Origin of the sequence: Lebetimonas natsushimae (genome assembly GCF_002335445.1) — a bacterium.
GTDB classification, from domain to species: Bacteria; Campylobacterota; Campylobacteria; order Campylobacterales; family Nautiliaceae; genus Lebetimonas; species Lebetimonas natsushimae.
Map to the genome: position 1 here is coordinate 26547 of NZ_BDME01000007.1, position 17994 is coordinate 44540.

The 17994-nt window shown below is 33.8% G+C and carries 17 protein-coding genes and 4 tRNA genes; 1 reads left to right on the forward strand and 20 read right to left on the reverse strand.

The window, feature by feature from the left end; translation table 11 throughout:
• Positions 1 to 51: 51 nt before the first annotated feature.
• From LNAT_RS08235 to carB, 5 genes are all read right to left on the reverse strand, one after another.
• Positions 52 to 126 (reverse strand) — tRNA-Thr (locus tag LNAT_RS08235).
• Positions 127 to 234: 108 nt separating this feature from the next.
• Positions 235 to 311 (reverse strand) — tRNA-Gly (locus LNAT_RS08240).
• A gap of 15 nt (positions 312 to 326) precedes the next feature.
• Positions 327 to 412, reverse strand: a tRNA-Tyr gene (locus LNAT_RS08245).
• Positions 413 to 435: 23 nt separating this feature from the next.
• Positions 436 to 512, reverse strand: a tRNA-Thr gene (locus LNAT_RS08250).
• A gap of 66 nt (positions 513 to 578) precedes the next feature.
• On the reverse strand, positions 579 to 3848 hold the full coding sequence (gene carB / locus LNAT_RS08255) for a carbamoyl-phosphate synthase large subunit (RefSeq protein ID WP_096260134.1): 3270 nt from the start codon (positions 3846 to 3848) through the stop codon (positions 579 to 581).
• A 100-nt stretch (positions 3849 to 3948) separates the two neighbouring features.
• Here carB and LNAT_RS08260 point away from each other — a divergent pair, with 100 nt between their 5' ends.
• Complete coding sequence (locus tag LNAT_RS08260; RefSeq protein ID WP_096260135.1) at positions 3949 to 4761, forward strand: 3'-5' exonuclease; 813 nt, start codon at positions 3949 to 3951, stop codon at positions 4759 to 4761.
• On the opposite strand, the gene LNAT_RS08265 is transcribed toward LNAT_RS08260, so the two are convergent.
• The 15 genes from LNAT_RS08265 to ftsH form a co-directional block, all read right to left on the reverse strand.
• On the reverse strand, positions 4758 to 4937 hold the full coding sequence (locus LNAT_RS08265) for a hypothetical protein (protein WP_096260136.1): 180 nt from the start codon (positions 4935 to 4937) through the stop codon (positions 4758 to 4760). The genes LNAT_RS08260 and LNAT_RS08265 overlap by 4 nt on opposite strands.
• Positions 4934 to 6055: a glutamine-hydrolyzing carbamoyl-phosphate synthase small subunit gene (carA, locus tag LNAT_RS08270; protein WP_096260137.1), complete on the reverse strand. Its 1122-nt coding sequence runs from the start codon at positions 6053 to 6055 to the stop codon at positions 4934 to 4936. The genes LNAT_RS08265 and carA overlap by 4 nt, the downstream gene beginning before the upstream one ends.
• Before the next feature lie 43 nt (positions 6056 to 6098).
• A complete protein-coding gene (locus LNAT_RS08275; RefSeq protein ID WP_096260138.1) occupies positions 6099 to 6656 on the reverse strand; it encodes a DUF507 family protein in 558 nt (185 codons plus the stop codon).
• Positions 6657 to 6694: 38 nt separating this feature from the next.
• The gene (locus tag LNAT_RS08280; RefSeq protein ID WP_096260139.1) at positions 6695 to 7411 is read right to left on the reverse strand and encodes a hypothetical protein; all 717 of its coding nucleotides are present in this window, start codon (positions 7409 to 7411) and stop codon (positions 6695 to 6697) included.
• Positions 7389 to 7934 (reverse strand): MotE family protein, encoded by a 546-nt coding sequence (locus LNAT_RS08285; RefSeq protein WP_096260217.1) that lies wholly within the window; start codon positions 7932 to 7934, stop codon positions 7389 to 7391. Before LNAT_RS08285 ends, LNAT_RS08280 begins: the two co-directional genes overlap by 23 nt.
• A 16-nt stretch (positions 7935 to 7950) precedes the next feature.
• The gene (locus LNAT_RS08290; protein ID WP_096260140.1) at positions 7951 to 8739 is read right to left on the reverse strand and encodes a phosphatidylserine decarboxylase; all 789 of its coding nucleotides are present in this window, start codon (positions 8737 to 8739) and stop codon (positions 7951 to 7953) included.
• On the reverse strand, positions 8736 to 9722 hold the full coding sequence (gene purM / locus LNAT_RS08295) for a phosphoribosylformylglycinamidine cyclo-ligase (protein ID WP_096260141.1): 987 nt from the start codon (positions 9720 to 9722) through the stop codon (positions 8736 to 8738). Before purM ends, LNAT_RS08290 begins: the two co-directional genes overlap by 4 nt.
• Positions 9712 to 9954 carry a YgaP-like transmembrane domain gene (locus LNAT_RS08300; RefSeq protein WP_096260142.1) on the reverse strand — a complete coding sequence of 81 codons (243 nt, stop codon included), beginning with the start codon at positions 9952 to 9954 and terminating at the stop codon, positions 9712 to 9714. The genes purM and LNAT_RS08300 overlap by 11 nt, the downstream gene beginning before the upstream one ends.
• 9 nt (positions 9955 to 9963) lie before the next feature.
• Positions 9964 to 10929: a tryptophan--tRNA ligase gene (gene trpS / locus LNAT_RS08305; RefSeq protein WP_096260143.1), complete on the reverse strand. Its 966-nt coding sequence runs from the start codon at positions 10927 to 10929 to the stop codon at positions 9964 to 9966.
• Complete coding sequence (locus tag LNAT_RS08310; protein WP_096260144.1) at positions 10926 to 11747, reverse strand: TIGR04219 family outer membrane beta-barrel protein; 822 nt, start codon at positions 11745 to 11747, stop codon at positions 10926 to 10928. The genes trpS and LNAT_RS08310 overlap by 4 nt, the downstream gene beginning before the upstream one ends.
• Entirely contained in the window at positions 11734 to 13107 is a 1374-nt protein-coding gene (gene der / locus LNAT_RS08315) for a ribosome biogenesis GTPase Der (RefSeq protein WP_096260145.1), read from the reverse strand. Before der ends, LNAT_RS08310 begins: the two co-directional genes overlap by 14 nt.
• Before the next feature lie 30 nt (positions 13108 to 13137).
• A complete protein-coding gene (locus tag LNAT_RS08320) occupies positions 13138 to 14691 on the reverse strand; it encodes a 2-isopropylmalate synthase (RefSeq protein ID WP_096260146.1) in 1554 nt (517 codons plus the stop codon).
• 73 nt (positions 14692 to 14764) lie between these two features.
• Positions 14765 to 15472 carry a CDP-diacylglycerol--serine O-phosphatidyltransferase gene (pssA, locus tag LNAT_RS08325; protein ID WP_096260147.1) on the reverse strand — a complete coding sequence of 236 codons (708 nt, stop codon included), beginning with the start codon at positions 15470 to 15472 and terminating at the stop codon, positions 14765 to 14767.
• A complete protein-coding gene (locus LNAT_RS08330) occupies positions 15462 to 16115 on the reverse strand; it encodes a phosphatidylserine decarboxylase (RefSeq protein ID WP_238594023.1) in 654 nt (217 codons plus the stop codon). Before LNAT_RS08330 ends, pssA begins: the two co-directional genes overlap by 11 nt.
• Positions 16078 to 17985, reverse strand: coding sequence for an ATP-dependent zinc metalloprotease FtsH (gene ftsH, locus LNAT_RS08335; RefSeq protein ID WP_096260148.1), 1908 nt, complete (start codon positions 17983 to 17985; stop codon positions 16078 to 16080). The genes LNAT_RS08330 and ftsH overlap by 38 nt, the downstream gene beginning before the upstream one ends.
• Between the last annotated feature and the right edge of the window lie 9 nt (positions 17986 to 17994).

Here is a 17994-nt window from a genome sequence, read left to right on the forward strand (position 1 = left end):
TCCATATTAAAATTTTATTTAGCTCATTTATGAACTCCAACAAGGCCTTGCTGGAGCCCATAGCCGGGATTGAACCGGCGACCTCTTCCTTACCAAGGAAGTGCTCTGCCACTGAGCTATATGGGCAAAAACACTGCTAGCAATGTTTTGTATTTTACAAATACAAATTATTTTTGGGAGTTTATGAGCAGACAACACTTTTAGTAGTTTGCTCAGCTCCCAGTTTGTCATGACTGGAGCGGGCGACGGGACTCGAACCCGCGACCCTCAGCTTGGAAGGCTGACGCTCTAGCCAACTGAGCTACGCCCGCATATTCATGACTAAATGGTGGTGGGGGAAGGATTCGAACCTTCGAAGGCGAACGCCAACGGGTTTACAGCCCGTCCCCTTTGGCCACTCGGGAACCCCACCTCTTAAACTGGTCAAACGCTGAATGGAGCCGGCGAAGGGACTCGAACCCCCGACCTGCTGATTACAAATCAGCTGCTCTAGCCAACTGAGCTACGCCGGCATCTCTTTGTGGATTGAAATTATAAGTAAATTTTTTTTGCTTGTCAAGAGAAAAAAGAAAGAAATTTTATTTTTTAAAATAATTTTGAAGTGACTCCACTTTTATGTCATTTGTCTGTAAAAATTCTATTGCTTCAACGGCAGCAAACGCTGCAGCAATGGTTGTAAAATAAGGAATTCCGTTGTTTAACACTTCGCGTCTGATTATTTTTGCATCATCTTTGCTTGCTTTATTGTCACTTGTGTTGATAACAAGGGCAATTTCTTCGTTTTTAATCATATCTACAATATTCGGTCTACCTTCACTAATTTTTAACACTCTTTCCACTTCAATTCCGGCTTCATTTATAACTTTATATGTCCCGCTTGTTGCAACTATTTCAAAACCTAACTTTTTAAGTTCACTTGCAAGTTTTGGAGCAAATTCTTTATCCAAATCAGTTAGAGAAATAAACACTTTTCCGTTTTTTGGCAGATTAAATTTAACAGCAAGCTGGGATTTCGCAAAACTCTCACCAAATGTTGAGCTTATTCCCATAACTTCACCTGTCGATTTCATCTCAGGCCCGAGTATCAAATCAGCCCCAGGCAGTTTATTAAACGGAAATACTGCTTCTTTAATTGCAATATGTGAATGAACTTTTGGTTTATATACATTTCCGTCATATGTCACCACATTAAATTTATCGTAAAAACTAAGCGCTTCTACCAATACTTTTCCATTATTAATGTCCGGACTATATGCCAAATTCCACATAACCCTTGTTGCCACTTTTGCAAGAGGAAGTCCTGTTGCTTTTGAAACAAAAGGCACTGTTCTGCTTGCCCTTGGATTTACTTCAATTAAATAAAGTTTATCATGATGAAGCGCATACTGAATATTAAGCAAACCTTTTACTCCAAGATTTAACGCAATCTCTTTTGTGGCATTTTCAATCTCTTTTATTTTTTCTTTACTTATACTGACTGTCGGCAGAGAACACGCACTGTCCCCGCTGTGAATTCCGGCTTCTTCAATATGCTGCATTATCCCACCGATATACACATCTTTTGTATCGCTTATCGCATCAACATCAAGCTCAATTGCCCGGTCTAAAAATTTATCAATTAAAACAGGAGAATCTTCACTGACTTTCACCGCTTCATTCATATATTCAGCAAGTTCATTATCATTATAAACTATCCTCATAGCCCTTCCGCCCAATACATAACTTGGTCTAACAAGCACCGGGTAACCGATTCTGTTTGCTATTTCAAATGCCTCTTTATTAGTAAATGCTGTCCCGTTTTCAGGCTGGTTAAGCCCTAGCCTTTTAATAAATTCTGAAAATTTTTCCCTGTCTTCCGCTTCATCAATAACCTCAGCCGAAGTCCCTATAATTTTTGCATTAATTTTTGTAAGCGGTTTTGCAAGTTTAAGCGGGGTCTGCCCTCCAAACTGAACAATCACGCCATCAGGATTTTCAAGCTCTACCACATTTCTAACCCTCTCAAACGTAATAGGTTCAAAATACAATACATCGCTTGTATCATAGTCTGTCGAAACAGTTTCAGGGTTGCAGTTATACATTATTGTTTTAACACCCAAATCATTTAGCGCAAATGCAGCATGCACACAGCAGTAATCAAATTCAATCCCCTGACCAATCCTGTTTGGTCCACCTCCAAGGATTAATACTTTTTTATCATTGAAATCAGGTTTTCTAAGAGGAACATTTTTTGTAACATTTACACTCGAATATAAATAACTTGTAGTCGTATCAAATTCAGCCGCACATGTATCCACTTCATTATAATCAATTTCAATTCCAAATTTTTTTCTCGCTCTGTATACATCTTCTTCATTTTTTCCTATAAGTTTTGCGATCATTCTGTCACTAAATCCGTATGTTTTGGCTTTTCTTAAAAGCTCTTCATTTTCCAAAATTTCAGGAGTTATCTCTTTTTCAAGCTCAACTATCTCTTTTATCTGATTTAAAAACCATTTGTCAATTTTACAAATTTCATAAATTTCATCAACACTTTTTCCACGTCTCAAAGCCTCTGTAACATATAAAATTCTGTTTTCATTTGGAATTCGGATTTTTTTAATGAGTTCCTCTTCATCACATTCCATTCTCTCAAACCCGTCAAGTCCTGTTTCAAGTGAATAAAGCGCTTTTTGAATAGACTCTTTAAAAGTCCTCCCAATCGCCATTACCTCACCGACACTCTTCATTGAAGTGGTAAGGGTTGAGTCTGCGGCAGGGAATTTTTCAAAAGTAAAACGAGGAATTTTTGTAACAATATAATCAATTACCGGTTCAAAACTGGCAGCAGTCCCTGTAATATCATTTTTAATTTCATCAAGAGTAAATCCCACTGCAAGCAGGGTTGCCACTTTTGCAATAGGGTAACCTGTAGCCTTACTTGCAAGGGCTGAGCTTCTTGAAACCCTTGGATTCATTTCAATTACAACCATTCTGCCGTTTTGGGGATTTACGGCAAATTGAACATTGCTTCCACCTGTATCCACCCCGATTTCTCTAAGAATTGCAAAAGAGGCATCTCTCATTTTTTGATATTCTTTATCGGTAAGAGTCAGAGCCGGGGCTATAGTAATGGAATCCCCTGTATGAACTCCCATGGGGTCAACATTTTCAATTGAACACACTATTATACAGTTATCATTTCTATCCCTGATAACCTCCATTTCATATTCTTTCCAGCCAAGAAGCGATTCAAGAATTTCAATTTCACTGATAGGACTTGCTTCAAGACCAATTTTTGCAAGTTCTTTAAATTCTTCCATATTATAAGCAATTCCGCTTCCAAGCCCTCCAAGGGTATAAGCAGCCCTTACAATTAAAGGAAAACCTATTTCTTTTGCTATTGCAACAGCCTCATCAAGAGTGTGGGCAGTTTCACTTCTTGCTAAATCAAGTCCTAATCTTTCAATAGCTTTTTTAAATTCTTCCCTGTCTTCGCCTTTTTTAATAGCTTCCGGGTTTGCCCCTAAAAATTCAATATTTTCTAGCATTCCTTTTTCATACATTTCCATCGCAACATTTAGGGCAGTCTGTCCACCCATTGTAGGCAAAATTGCATCAACATTTTCTTTTTGAATAATTTTAGCCACAACTTCCGGGGTAATCGGTTCTATGTAAGTAGCATCCGCAAATTCAGGATCAGTCATTATTGTAGCAGGATTTGAATTAACAAGAACCACTCTATATCCCAGAGATTTAAGAGTTTTTGCAGCCTGAACGCCTGAATAGTCAAATTCACACGCCTGTCCTATAATTATAGGCCCTGAGCCTATAAGCAAAATAGTTTTTATATCTTCTCTTTTTGGCATAAAAAACCTTTTTTATATGTAATTATACCCTAATTTATAAAGTTAAAAGTGAAAAATAAAAAATTAAAAGTGATATAATTTTGATAAAAAAAGGGATAAATTGAGTTTACCTCCAAAAATAGAAACACTCAGACGTGCCAGTGTCTTTAATAAAAAAACAAGAAAACGGGCAATTGAAAAACTAAAAAAAGATAAATCATATCTTATGAAATGTTTAAAAGAGGATATAAAAGAAAATATTATTTTTAGAAATTATGAAGATTATCTGATTTCTGTGGTTTTAGAAGAAGAAAATAAAATGCAAAGATTTAAACCCTTTCCAAGACAAAAAGCATTTTCAAGCAAAGATTTTTTAAGTTATTATATTCAGGATTTAAAAAACACCCCAAAAGAAGGAAAAATACGTAAAGTCGGGGTATTTGACACTGAAACAACAGACATAACGGGTTATATTATTTCGTATGCAGTTGTTATTCAGGATATGGAGGATTTATCAACAAAAGAAATTTATGAACTGCTAAATCCGGAGGCTAAAATTTCAGAAGAGGCTTTCAGTGTTCATAAAATTTCTCAGGAAGAACTTAAAAATAAACCCACCTTTAAAGAAAAAAAAGATGAAATTTTAAATATTTTCAATTCCCTGGATATGGTTGTAGGTCACAACGTATTATATGATTTCGGTGTATTAAAAAGAGAGCTTGAAAGAATCAACCATTTTCCAAATGTAATTGATATCCCTATTTTTGATACGATGTATTATGCCGCCGATGTAGTGGTGCTTGAGAAAAAGAAAATGCCGCGTCTTGAAGAGGCGATAGCGTTCTTTTTCGGTAAAAAAAATATAAATTATCACAATGCCCTTGAAGATGTAAAAGCCACTCTGAAAGTATTCAATAAATTACTAGAGAGCTAATCCAAAAAATATCTAAGTCCTAAATAATAAACAATATATATTAAAACTACAAAAACAGTAAAAGACAAAAGAGGAGATGTAGTAAAAGTCGCTATTAAAATAACACAGGCAGAAAACAATAAAAAAAGTGCAAAAATTCCTAAAAGGAGTTTATGTATAAATGTTAAATTTTTCATAACATATTATAAAATTCCTTAAATATATATTTACTATCATGTGGTCCAGGGGAAGCTTCTGGGTGATGCTGAACTGAAAAAACCGGTTCGTTTTTATATTTGACTCCCTCAATAGAACCATCAAAAAGATTTTTATGTGTAATTTCTGCTATTTCTTCTATATTCTCCGGTACGTTGTAATTATGATTCTGAGCGGTAATTTCAACCACCGGTTTTTTCCCTATATAATTTTTAACAGGATGGTTTCCCCCGTGATGACCAAATTTTAATTTAAACGTAGGATATCCGTGGGATATGCTTAAAAGCTGATGCCCAAGACAAATTCCAAACATCGGAATTTTTTCTTTTAAAAGTTTTTGAATTTCTTTATGAATATCTTTTAAAATCAAAGGATCGCCTGGTCCGTTACTCAAAAACACACCCTGAATATCCCCGTTTTTATACATTTCAATAATTTCTTCAGCTTTAGTTGAAGCCGGCAATACCAGACATTCCATTCCGGCCTCTGTCAATTCATTTAAAATATTTCTTTTTACCCCAAAATCAAGCACTGCAATTTTTTTATCTGTTTTTTTAGGGTTATATTTAAATTCTTTATCATTCCAGGCACCGTGTGGGTGAATATATGGTTTTTGGGTAGTTACTTCTTTAATATAATCAATTTCTTCAATCCTTGGAGTAGAATTTAAAATTTCTTTTAATTTTTCAGTGTCATGAATTTCACTTGAGGCTATCATCATCATAGCCCCCTCAGATCTTATAAGTTTAGTTAAAAATCTTGTATCAATTTCACTGATTCCTAAAACATTTTGCTCTTTTAAAAATTCATCCAAACTTTTCTCACCCCTGAAATTTGACCAAGTATTTACATATTCTCTGACAATTATTCCCTTAAGCCATGCTTTATTACTTTCGTTATCATCTTTATTTACCCCAACATTTCCAATTTCTGGCATTGTAAAAACTACAAACTGCCCGGCATAGCTTGGGTCTGTAATAATTTCCTGATAACCTGTCATTGAAGTATTAAATACAATCTCACCTACTTTTGTACCCCCAGCTCCAAAACCTTTTGCCTCAAAACTCATTCCATTTTCAAGTAAAACAGTAACTTTCATTTTATTACCTTTTTATATCCATTTTACATTTTTTACTATACATTTATATGAGTCCTCTTTTTTTAAGCTCCTGTTCATATAATCTGTTAAACACAAGCTCCCACTCTTCAGTTCCAGGAATTAAAGGTCTTTTATAATTTTCCAGTTTTCTGTATACCTCATCTCTTGCTTCTCTTTCCCTGTTTAAAAATTCCATAATAGAATTAAAAATTATATTTTTTATTTTTCCGTCTCTTACATCATAATCTATAAATTCTTTATCCCATAGTTCTTTTACAAGAAAATGTGACAAATCATCTATTCTTTCATCTCTTTTTAAATTAAAACCTTCTTCATTTGCTATTTCTTTTTTAATAAGTTTAAAAACTTCTCTTCTATCCACATCATAAAACAAAAATTCATTTTCTTCTTCCTGTTTAGCAAGTATTTCCCTTGCTTTATCTTCAATTTCCCTCTCCCACAAAACATCATCCATTATAATATCTTCAATTTCAGAAATTGCGTTATCAATACCTTTTGGAAATGTTACAAAACCGGAATTAAGCAGATCATATGCAATTTTTCTTGAAAGAAAAGGCACTTGAGCTTCTTTTATTAGCATACTAAACCTTTTTTTAAAATTATATCAAAAAAGAAGCTTTAAAACTGAAAGTTAACCTCTTTAGATTCTTCTAAAAATAAATTGTTATATTTTTCTATAAACTCTATAGCTTCTTTTACATTAATTCCATCTATCTCAAACCCTACAGCCCCTTTTGAATCAAAAATTCCTCCTGCACAAACTACATTCGCTTTCAAACCAAAAAGTATTTTAAACGCCTCTATTTCGGTAAAAACTTCCCCGTAAAAGAATCTTAGCATTGCAAATTTAGAGCCGGTTGCAAAATCAACATTTTGAGAAGTCTCTTTAAAAAAAGGGATAAGTTTTTCATGTCCTACCGGAATTATAACCCTGGCACCCCTGCTTGCGGCTTTTACATAAAAATTCCCATACGTTCCACCGTTTTTATCTGCCGCACATACAGCTGCACATTTTTTACTATTTTCATACCAAAGGGCATTCGCACCTTTTATAAAATAATCATTAGCAGTAATATCAAATTCAGCTATATCAGTTAATTTTTTATTTTCTAAAACAATAGGTTCATCCCTATCGGTAGTTACATTAAATTTACCACCAACATTACATCCTGCGGCATATAATTTTTTAGTTTTTATCCCCAAATGATAAAGAAGATAATCATTTGTGCTCCCGTATGCAATATAAATTCTTTTTTTTAAATCAATATATTTTGTAAGAGCTTTTGCAATTAAATGCTTAGCCCCTGCAGTATTAAGGAGAACCTGTGCTTTCATTAGTATCCACCTTTTGCATCATTTCAGTAAGTTTTGCAGCTTTGATTGGGTCCATCTTAGCAAAGATTTTAGCCACAATTTTTGGAGGAAGTTTTTCTAAAATATCAAGAGCATCTTTATCTTTCATATTCGATAAAACACTTGCAGCATTTTTAGGTCTCATCTTTGCAAAACTCTGAGTTACCTTATCCATTTTGGCCTGTTTAATTTCCTGTAAAATTTTTTTATTCTCAGCAATTAAATTTTGTATTTTTTGTTTATCATTTTCAATTTTTGCCAAAGTAGCGTTTATTTCTTTTTCTTTTGCTTTAAGTTTTGCCTCTTTTTTCTTTATAAGTGTCATATATGTATTTTTAAGAGATTCCAATGCCTCACGCTGTTCAAGTATTTTTTCAGCTTCAGCTTCAAGTTCGGCTTTTTTTTGATCAAATATTTCATAACAGTCAAGCAGTTTTTGTTTATCCACAGCATAAAGAGGAGAAAAAAGTAAAATAAAAATAACCCAAATTTTTACACTTTTCATTTTTAACTTTTCACTTTTAATATATTTCCCCAAGAATGTCTCCGACTTCCACATAATCTTTTTGATTTAGATATTTGAAATGATCTTTTCCAAAGAAAAGCAAAATAGAACTTCCAAACTCAAATCTTCCAAGCTCATCACCTTTTTTAAGTTTTATCGGCTTTTCATATTCAATATCAAAAATTTTGTCATAATCTTTTTGGAATCTTTCATCAAAATTTAAAACAATTTTTCCCACAATCATAGCCCCAACCAATACAATATAAAAGTATCTGTCTTTATTATCCCTGCATCTTAATACAATTCTTTTATTTTTAGGAAATACAAGTTCTTTTTCTAAAAATGAAGGTTTTACGGGATAAAGATTTCCCGGAATATATGTAACCCTTACTATTTCCATATCAATAGGTATATGAAAGCGGTGATAATCACTAGGTGAGAGGTATAAATTAATAAAATAACCTTCATTTAAAAAAGTTTCATAAGGGATTAATTCATTTAAAGAATACTCTTTCCCTTTTATTTGATAGACCCTGTTTTCTTTTATTTCATCATGCGCAATAACTTCACTATCACTTGGACTGACGACAATATCATCATCTTCGTAAAATTCGATATATTTTTTGTGTCTTATGAAAAGTTCATTCAATGTTCTGTATTCACACGGATTTGAAGGTTCGTAATCTTCCATATTAATTTTATAAAATTTAACATACATTTTATTTATAAAACACTGTATAAATTTAGGAAAAGACATAGTAGCCATTTTAACGGCTAAATTTGAGATAAAACGGGAGGGATTCATTTTAAGTTTACTCCTTTTTTACCTTTTTTTATTTCTCCAATAACGTAAGCATCGCTGTTTTTCAAAATTTCATCAACATTTTCCCCGCTTACTGCAAAAATCATTCCAACACCCATATTAAATGTTCTAAACATTTCATTTTCATCAACATATTTACTCATAAATTCAAAAATAGGAAGTACTTTTATTTTATCTTTATAAACAACGGCCTCTAAATCTTCAGGCAATACCCTTGGAAGATTTTCAATTATTCCTCCGCCTGTAATATGGGCTAAGGCATGAAGAAAAGGCTTGAATTTTTTAAATTCTTTTACATAAATTCTTGTAGGGGTAAGTAATATATCTATTAATTTCTTATCTTCTATTTTATCATCAAATTTCATATTCAGTTTTTCAAAAAAAAGTTTTCTTACAAGTGAATATCCGTTGGAGTGAATTCCGCTGCTTGGCAAAGCCAATAAAACATCACCCTCTTTTACTTTAGGATTCAGTTCATCCTCTTCCGCAATACCGACGGCAAATCCGGCCAAATCAAAATCACCCTCACGGTACATTCCGGGCATTTCGGCAGTTTCCCCTCCTATTAAAGCACATTCGGCCTGTTTACACCCCTCGGCTATTCCTTTTACAACATCGGCTGCCTCGTCTACTTCCAGTTTTGCAGTTGCATAGTAATCTAAAAAAAATAGAGGTGTTCCAAAATTACATATTAAATCATTTACACACATTGCAACCAAATCAATCCCGACTGTATCAAACTTTTTGGCATCAATTGCAAGTTTTAATTTTGTTCCTACCCCGTCAGTCGCTCCAAGCAAAACAGGCTTTTTATATCCAAGCGGCAGTCTGAATGCCCCCGCAAAACTTCCAATATTACCGACTACATTTTCATTAAAAGTTTCTTTTACAAAAGGTTTTATTTTTTCTACAAAACTATTTCCTGCGTCTATATCTACTCCTGCGTCTTTATAACTAATTTTCATTTTTTTCTTCCTTACATTCGCAATAACAGCTTCCAAAAATTTTGTTGAGTATCCATGTTGAAGGACAAAAATCAAAAAGTCCATAAATCGCTAGCATAATTGCCACAAAAGCAAGCAATATTAAAGCCGCTAAAGTGTAACCTTTTGCAAGCAACCCTAAAATTAAAAGCATCATAAATGCCATTAAAAATCTTTGAAGTCTTTCACCGCATGCAAATTTTTTAGATTTCATATTTCTCCTTTAAAAAATTATACTATTAACTTTTTCCATTTTTTTAGAAGCAATATTTTTTGCTTTTTTGTTTCCTTCATTAATTATATCTAAAATTTCGCTTGTCTTTAAAGACGCCTTTTTTTCTCTAATCGGAGTTAACAATTCATTTATTTTAGCGGCACATCTTTTTTTACATTCAACACATCCGATATTTCCGGCCCTACATTCTTTTTCAATCTCTTCAATCTCATCGGGATTGAATGCTTTGTGATAATCAAAAACTATGCAGACTTCCGGATGTCCCGGGTCTGTTTTTTTAATTCTTGCGGGATCTGTTTTTGCCTGTCTGACTTTAGCCCATATTGTATTTTCATCATCATCCAGATAAATCGCATTATTGAAACTTTTTGACATTTTCCTACCATCAAGTCCGGGAAGTCTAGGAATTTCTGTAAGAAGTTCTTTTGGTTCAGTAAAAATTTCTTTTTTAAAAAGATAATGAAATCTTCTTACAATTTCCCTTGCAATTTCAAGATGCGGCTTTTGGTCTTCTCCAATCGGAACCAAATTTGCATCATAAAGAATAATATCTGCTGTCTGAAGCACAGGATAAGTTAAAAATCCTGCATTGTTTTTATCTTTATATTCTATCTGTTGCAAGGCATCTTTATATGTCGGGTTTCTTTCAAGCCAGCTAACAGGCGTAATCATATTTAATACCAAATAAAGCTCAGCATGCTCTTTTATATCACTTTGTCTAAAAAGGGTTGTTTTTTCCGGATCAATTCCACAGGCTATCCACTCTTTTACAAGTTCAACACTCAATTCGTTTAAATCAAGCCCCTCATCATATTTGGTAGAAAGTGCATGCCAGTCCGCCACAAAATAAAAAGTGTCATATTTATCCTGTAAATTTATCCAGTTTTTAATAACTCCGATAAAATGACCTAAATGCAGTTTTCCTGTCGGTCTCATTCCACTAACTATTCTCAAAACTCCGCTCCTATTTCGGCAAAAAAGCCTTTATATTTTAATTTTGTTTTATTGTCTCCGTCTACTCCGTAAACTTCTTTGTATCTGTACCCTGTTTTTAAAAACAAAGGAATTTTATCAAATTTATATTTAATTCCGGCTAAATAATCATAATGATGATTATCTCCGGCTTTTGCCCATTTTACATTTCCAAGGACAGAAAACCCTAATATATCAGCAGTTTCAACATTTGCATATAAATACGGAAGAGGCACTGTCCAGTCTCCGTTTATGTGAGTGCTTCCCCCGGTTTTAACAATATTTCCACCTACAATCTTGGCATTTTCACCGTCAATTTTAGTATTACCCTGCCATATATCAATACCCACTCCGGCTTCTATATCGGCAACGACAGGTCTGAACTCATAAAAGAGAGTCAAATCATAAGAATTTATATCCATTTTAGAACTGGCGTTTGTAAGCCCGGTGGGAATATTTACATCCCCGAATATTTTGACCCCTCCTGCAATCCAACTGCTGTGACCTGTTGAATGGTATTTTGTATATTGAAATTTAATATTTGGCAAAATAGAAACAGGATGAATGATTTTAACCCAAAAATAAGGATTGTTTTTATTATCAAGTCCCAAATCCCCCGTTTTTTCATTTCCGTCACTCTGGGCAGAAGAGTTGTTAAAATAATTTATTACATCATTTTTTTTAACATATCCGTCAATTTTTTGCTGAGCGTATCCAACACCTGCACTTATACTTAAAATATCAGCATTTGCAAATGTAACTAAACCCGCACAAATCAAACTTAAACTAATCTTTTTCATTTTTCCCTTTTTCTTTTGGAATTAAAACTATAGGTGTACCTGTAAAATCTTCCTTTTTTCTTAAAAAGTTTATCAGATATCTTTCATATGAGAAATGTAAATTTGGCTTATTCATAATAAGCGCGATTGTAGGAGGTTTTGTTTTAAACTGTGTAGCATAATATATTTTGGTTTCCCTGCCTCTAATGTCTGTTGGCAGATGATGCCTGATAGTTGCTTCTTTTATCCATTCATTAAGAAGCGAAGTTGGAATTCTTTTTGAATAATTTTGATATACATAAAGAAGTTTTTCTTTTAATTTATCAATATTTCTTTTTGTTTTTGCACTTATTACCATAAATGGTGCAAAATCAAGGTATTTAAATCTGTCCCTAACCTCGCTCTCAAATTTTTTATAATCCATCTTCGCTTGATCCCACTTATTGGCAACAATAATTGCACCGGTTTTATATTTTTGAATAAGTCCGCCTATTTTTTCGTCAAGCTCTACTATTCCCTCTTTACTATCCAATACCAAAACCGCAATATCCGCTTCTTTTAACACTTTTTCAGTTCTAAGCAGTGCATATTTTTCAACATCTTTAATTTTACTTCTTCTTCTAATTCCCGCAGTATCTACAAAAGTTATATGATAACCTTTAAAATATATACTCTCATCAATCGGATCAATCGTAGTTCCGTCAATATCACTAACTATTGCCCTCTCTTCCCCGACCAATGCATTAAGAAGAGAACTTTTACCCACATTTACCCTACCTATAATCGCCACTTTTATCTCTTTAATATCTTCTAAATTTTCATTTTCTTCACTTAATAAATCTTCTAGCGGAATATCCTGTTCAAATTCACTCACTTCAAAAACCTGTTTTTTTGGCACAAAATTTTTAATTCTCTCAATCAGTTTCCCCACACCCCTGTTGTGAGATACTGAAATCGGATAAATTTCACTGATTCCAAGTTCGTAAAAATTATACATATTTTCTTTAAGTTTATCATTATCCGCTTTATTAACCACTAAAATAATAGGTTTATTAAGTTTTTGCAAAGTCCTTACATATTTTATCTCTTCCTCATCGGGAATTGTTTTTGCATCTACCATATAAAGTATTAAATCAGATTCTTTTGCAATATTCAGGGCTTTTTCTTTTACTTTCTCAAAAAGCTCATCCCTCTCTTCAAGCCCACCTGTATCGATTAAGACAATATCTTCAAGTTCATCATCAAGCGTTACTATCCTTTTTTTAATATCACGGGTAGTCCCAGCTTTTTCACTGATTACCGCATCCCTTTTTCTTAAAATCCTGTTGAAAAGGGAACTTTTCCCAACATTCGGTTTACCAAGAATGGCTATTTTTTTCAACTTTTTCCCTCACTTTTAATTTTACATTGTTTAAATGCTGTCTTTGTAACTTATTTTTTTAGAAAGCAAATCTTTCATATGCAAATAGTTGTTAAGAGCGTTTATATACGCTCTGGCACTTGCAACCATTGTATCAATGCTGAGTCCGTGTCCCATAACAGCCGGTTTATTTTCATCAAATACAACTTTTACCATAACTTTTGCCAAAGCATCTTTTCCCTCACTCACAGCCTCAACCTTATAATCCATTAGTCTTCCGCTAATTCCGCTGATTCTATCAATTACCTTAAATACTGCATCAATAGTTCCTTCGCCAATTGCCGCATCCATATAAATTTTATCCTCAAATTTAATTTTAGCAGCGGCGCTCGGCATTCCATCACTGCAGTCACTAAGCTGAAGTGAAATCAATTCATATGTTTTAGGTGTTTTATCTGATGAATCATTTATAATTGCCAAAATATCTTCATCATAAATTTCTTTCTTCTTATCAGCTAATTTTTTAAATTTCATAAACGCTTCGTTTAATTCTTCATCGCTTATATTTGTAAAACCAAGTGCTTCAAGTTTTTTCTTAAACGCATGTCTTCCGCTGTGTTTTCCTAAAACAATCGTATCTTTTACATCAAGCCCAATATCTTCAGCCCTCATAATTTCATATGTTTCTTTATGTTTTAGCACACCGTCTTGATGAATTCCGCTTTCATGCGCAAATGCGTTTCTTCCCACAATTGCTTTATTTGGCTGCGGTTCTATTCCTGTTACACTTGAAACAAGGCGGCTTGTTGGATAAATTTCTTTTGTATTGATTCTTGTATCAATTCCATCAAACAAATCGCGTCTTACTTTTATAGCCATTACAATTTCTTCCAAAGCAGCGTTACCTGCCCTCTCTCCAAGTCCGTTAATGGTACATTCAACCTGTCTTGCCCCATTTAAAATAGAATACAATGAATTTGCAGTGGCAAGTCCCAAGTCATTGTGACAGTGGACTGAAAAAGTAATATTTTTTGGAAAATATTCAACCAATTCTTTAATCATTGCCCCCATTTCTGTTGGGAATCTGTATCCTACAGTATCCGGAATATTAATTGTAGTAGCTCCCGCTTCAATAACGGCTGAGATTATCTCTTTTAAAAAACTCATTTCACTTCTTCCGGCATCTTCACATGAAAACTCAACATCATCAACAAAACTTCTTGCATATTCAACCGCTTTAACAGCTCTTTTTATAACTTCATCAGGTGTCATTTTAAGTTTATATTCCATATGAATAGGGCTTGTGGCTATAAATGTATGTATTCTTTTAAGCGGAGCCGGTTCAATCGCTTTTGCCGCAGCTTCAATATCTTTATCAAGAGCCCTTGCAAGTGAACAGACTGTAGAATTGGTAATTTCTTTTGCAATACTGTTGATCGCTTCAAAATCTCCCGGACTTGCAGCGGCAAATCCAGCTTCAATAATATCTACGTTTAATTTTTCAAGCTGTTTAGCCACTTTTATTTTTTCTTCAATTGTCATTGACGCTCCAGGAGATTGTTCCCCGTCTCTTAAAGTAGTATCAAAAATTTTTACCATTTCCATTACACATCCTTTATATAATAATTATTTTTATAAAATTTTATCATATTTTAAAAATTTTTTCAATGGAAAAAAATTATCCTTTAGTTTTTTTTATCTTCATATATCCTTTTACCGCCCTGTATATACCATAAAAAGTATAAATAGTTAAATAAAGAGCTATTGCCTCTGTAGGAAAGAGATATAAAAATGACGCCGCTAAAATTATTAAAATTAAAATTTTCATTGCCAGATTTTTATTAAAATCTATTTTCTTAAAACTAGGATATCTGAAATTACTGACCATTAAAATACCTAAAATTACCGCTCCGATTAAAATAAATAAATCAAAATGGCTCTGATATTTTATATCAAGCATTATCCAGCTGCTAAGCACAACTGCTGCTGTCGGAATCGGAAGTCCTATAAAATACCTTGGGTCGTTAATGGCGGTTGTCACATTAAACCTTGCAAGTCTTATTGCGCCAAATACCACAAAAAGCCCGCTTACAAGTGCTCCGAACCTCCCATAGTTATGACCTATGGCGAAAAAAAGCATCATAGCAGGCGCCATCCCAAATGCCACAATATCTGCCAATGAATCAAACTCTACCCCGAATTTTGAAGTAGTATTTGTAAGTCTTGCTACCCTGCCGTCAAGTCCGTCTGCAATTAAAGATAAAATTATATAAATAAATGCTTTTTCAAATTTTCCCTGAGACGAAGCTATTATACTCATAACACCAAAAAACGCACTAAGTGCCGTAAAAAAATTTGGTAAGATATAAGCTAATTTAATTTTCATTAAAATATCCTATTAAACTTTCCCCTGCTTTAACTTTTTGAAATTCAGTAACTTTAATTATAGAATTTTTTGGTAAATACAAATCAACCTGACTTCCAAACATTATCATTCCGTAACGCTCAGCCAATTTTATTTTTCCCAAATCCCTGAACATTACAATTCTTCTTGTTAAAAATCCGGCTATCTGATTCACCACAACTTTATCTTTTCCTTCAAATAAAACCCTGTTTTGTTCATTTAAAGTGCTTGCTTTTTCATTTGATAAATTTAAAAACATCCCGTGAATATACTCTCTTGCACTCATTTCACCCTCAATCGGGCTTCTTTGGATATGCACGTCAAAAAGTGAGAGTCTTATGGAAATTTTAACCATATCTTTATTCAAAATTGGGGCCCTACACTCAATAATTTCAATAATTTCCCCGTCCGTAGGAGAAATAATTACATTTTCTCCTTCTTCTTCAGGTACTCTTTCAGGATTTCTGAAAAAATAGATAAAAAAAGCAAAAACAACAAAAAATATTATCTGCCAAAACAAACTAAATTTAAATAATAAACTTATTAAAAATAAAACCCCACTTGGAATAATAAAAGGATAACCCTCTTTAAGAATTATCTCTGTTTTGCGTGTTTTCATTTTCATTCTCGTCCTCTTTTTTATCAAATTCGGCAATAAGTTCTCTTACCCTGCTTCCTTCAATCACCTCTTTTTCATATAGTTCTTTTACCATCTGTTCAATTACTTCGGCATATTTCTTTAAAAGATTTTTAACATGATGATACCTCTGGGCCAACATCTCTTTTACAAAATTATCTATTTCTTCCTGCATTTTTTCTGAATATTCTTTTGCTTGCCCAAAACCTCCGCCTAAAAATCTACTTGTCTGTTTTTCTAAAACCATAAGTCCCGCTACGTCACTCATACCATAAATCATAACCATTGATTTTATTATGTCGGTGGCTCTTTCAAGATCATTGCTTGCCCCGGTTGAAATTTCACCTATAAAAATCTCTTCGGCAGCCCTTCCTCCAAGCAATGTATCAACTTCGGCAATCAGTTCGCTTTTTTTCATTAAATATTTATCTTCCTGAGGCAAATTCAAAGTATATCCAAGCGCTGCAAGTCCGCGCGGTACAATCGATACTTTTTTAACTTTTCTGGCTTTTGGCGTAACTTCTGCAATTACTGCATGTCCGCTTTCATGATAAGCAACTGTTTTTTTATCTTCTTCATTAAGTCTTCTGCTTCTTTTCTCAAGTCCAGCTATCTGTCTCTCAACTGCTTCTACAAATTCTTCCTGGTTTACTTCCTTTTTACCTTTTCTACCTGCAAGAAGTGCGGCTTCATTAACTATATTGGCAAGGTCTGCCCCGGCAAGTCCTGCGGTCATTCTTGCAATTTCCTCCAAATCCACATCTTTACCGGCTTTTATTTTTTTAACATGTACTTTTAAAATTTCAACCCTGCCTTTAAAATCAGGTTTGTCAACCAATACCTGCCTGTCAAACCTTCCCGGTCTAAGAAGAGCCGGGTCTAAAATTTCAGGTCTGTTTGTGGCGGCTAAAACAATTACCGGTTCATTTGAATCAAAACCGTCCATTTCTGCAAGCAGCTGATTTAAGGTTTGTTCCCTTTCATCATTTCCGCCAAACTGTCCGGCAGCTGCTCTGCTTTTTCCAATAGCATCAATTTCGTCAATAAAAATAATACTTGGCGCTTCTTTTTTAGCCTGGTTAAATAAATCCCTGACTCTTGCAGCACCCACACCTACAAACATTTCTATAAAACTGCTTCCGTTTACTGCAAAAAAAGGCACATCGGCTTCTCCTGCAACCGCTTTTGCAAGTAGTGTTTTACCCGTCCCCGGAGGTCCTACAAGCAAAACACCTTTTGGAATTTTTGCCCCAAGAGAAATATATCTGTCCGGATTTTTTAGAAAATCAACTATTTCTTTAACTTCTTCTTTTGCCTCATCATTTCCTGCCACATCATCAAATGTAACATTTGGTTTTTCACTTTTTATAAGTCCTTTTGCACTTCCGACACCAAAAACACCGCCCATTCCTTTTTGCATACGGCTTGCCAAAAACATCCATATCGCAAAGAAAATAAATATAGGTATAATCCATCCAAATATCAAATCACTGAGCCAGTTATTTGGTTCAGGAAGAGCTCCGTATGGAATGTCATTTTCATCTAAAGTTTTTATTAATGTAGGATCGTTTGGAACTTTTGGAACTGTCACAATAGTTCCGTCTTTCATTTTAGCTTTTATATATGTTTTCCCAATTGCCACATAGGTAAGCTGTTTTTCTTTTGCAAGTTTCTTTATATCGGAATAGGTAAGGCTCATTACGGCAGGTTTCCCTGAAACAAAGGTATTTATACTGCTTTCGGCGCTTGGAGCTATACTTCTAAAGACAAGTATTATAACAATTGCAAATATTATAAATAATAATAACGGATTTTTATTAAAAAAATTGTCATCATTTTTTTTATTATTTTTTCCCATTCATAACCT

Coding starts and splice junctions, on each gene's coding strand:
- carB (WP_096260134.1), bottom strand. CDS start 3,848: ATGCCAAAAAGAGAAGATATAAAAACTATTTTGCTTATAGGCTCAGGG.
- LNAT_RS08265 (WP_096260136.1), bottom strand. CDS start 4,937: ATGAAAAATTTAACATTTATACATAAACTCCTTTTAGGAATTTTTGCA.
- carA (WP_096260137.1), bottom strand. CDS start 6,055: ATGAAAGTTACTGTTTTACTTGAAAATGGAATGAGTTTTGAGGCAAAA.
- LNAT_RS08275 (WP_096260138.1), bottom strand. CDS start 6,656: ATGCTAATAAAAGAAGCTCAAGTGCCTTTTCTTTCAAGAAAAATTGCA.
- LNAT_RS08280 (WP_096260139.1), bottom strand. CDS start 7,411: ATGAAAGCACAGGTTCTCCTTAATACTGCAGGGGCTAAGCATTTAATT.
- LNAT_RS08285 (WP_096260217.1), bottom strand. CDS start 7,934: ATGAAAAGTGTAAAAATTTGGGTTATTTTTATTTTACTTTTTTCTCCT.
- LNAT_RS08290 (WP_096260140.1), bottom strand. CDS start 8,739: ATGAATCCCTCCCGTTTTATCTCAAATTTAGCCGTTAAAATGGCTACT.
- purM (WP_096260141.1), bottom strand. CDS start 9,722: ATGAAAATTAGTTATAAAGACGCAGGAGTAGATATAGACGCAGGAAAT.
- LNAT_RS08300 (WP_096260142.1), bottom strand. CDS start 9,954: ATGAAATCTAAAAAATTTGCATGCGGTGAAAGACTTCAAAGATTTTTA.
- LNAT_RS08310 (WP_096260144.1), bottom strand. CDS start 11,747: ATGAAAAAGATTAGTTTAAGTTTGATTTGTGCGGGTTTAGTTACATTT.
- LNAT_RS08320 (WP_096260146.1), bottom strand. CDS start 14,691: ATGGAAATGGTAAAAATTTTTGATACTACTTTAAGAGACGGGGAACAA.
- pssA (WP_096260147.1), bottom strand. CDS start 15,472: ATGAAAATTAAATTAGCTTATATCTTACCAAATTTTTTTACGGCACTT.
- LNAT_RS08330 (WP_238594023.1), bottom strand. CDS start 16,115: ATGAAAATGAAAACACGCAAAACAGAGATAATTCTTAAAGAGGGTTAT.
- ftsH (WP_096260148.1), bottom strand. CDS start 17,985: ATGGGAAAAAATAATAAAAAAAATGATGACAATTTTTTTAATAAAAAT.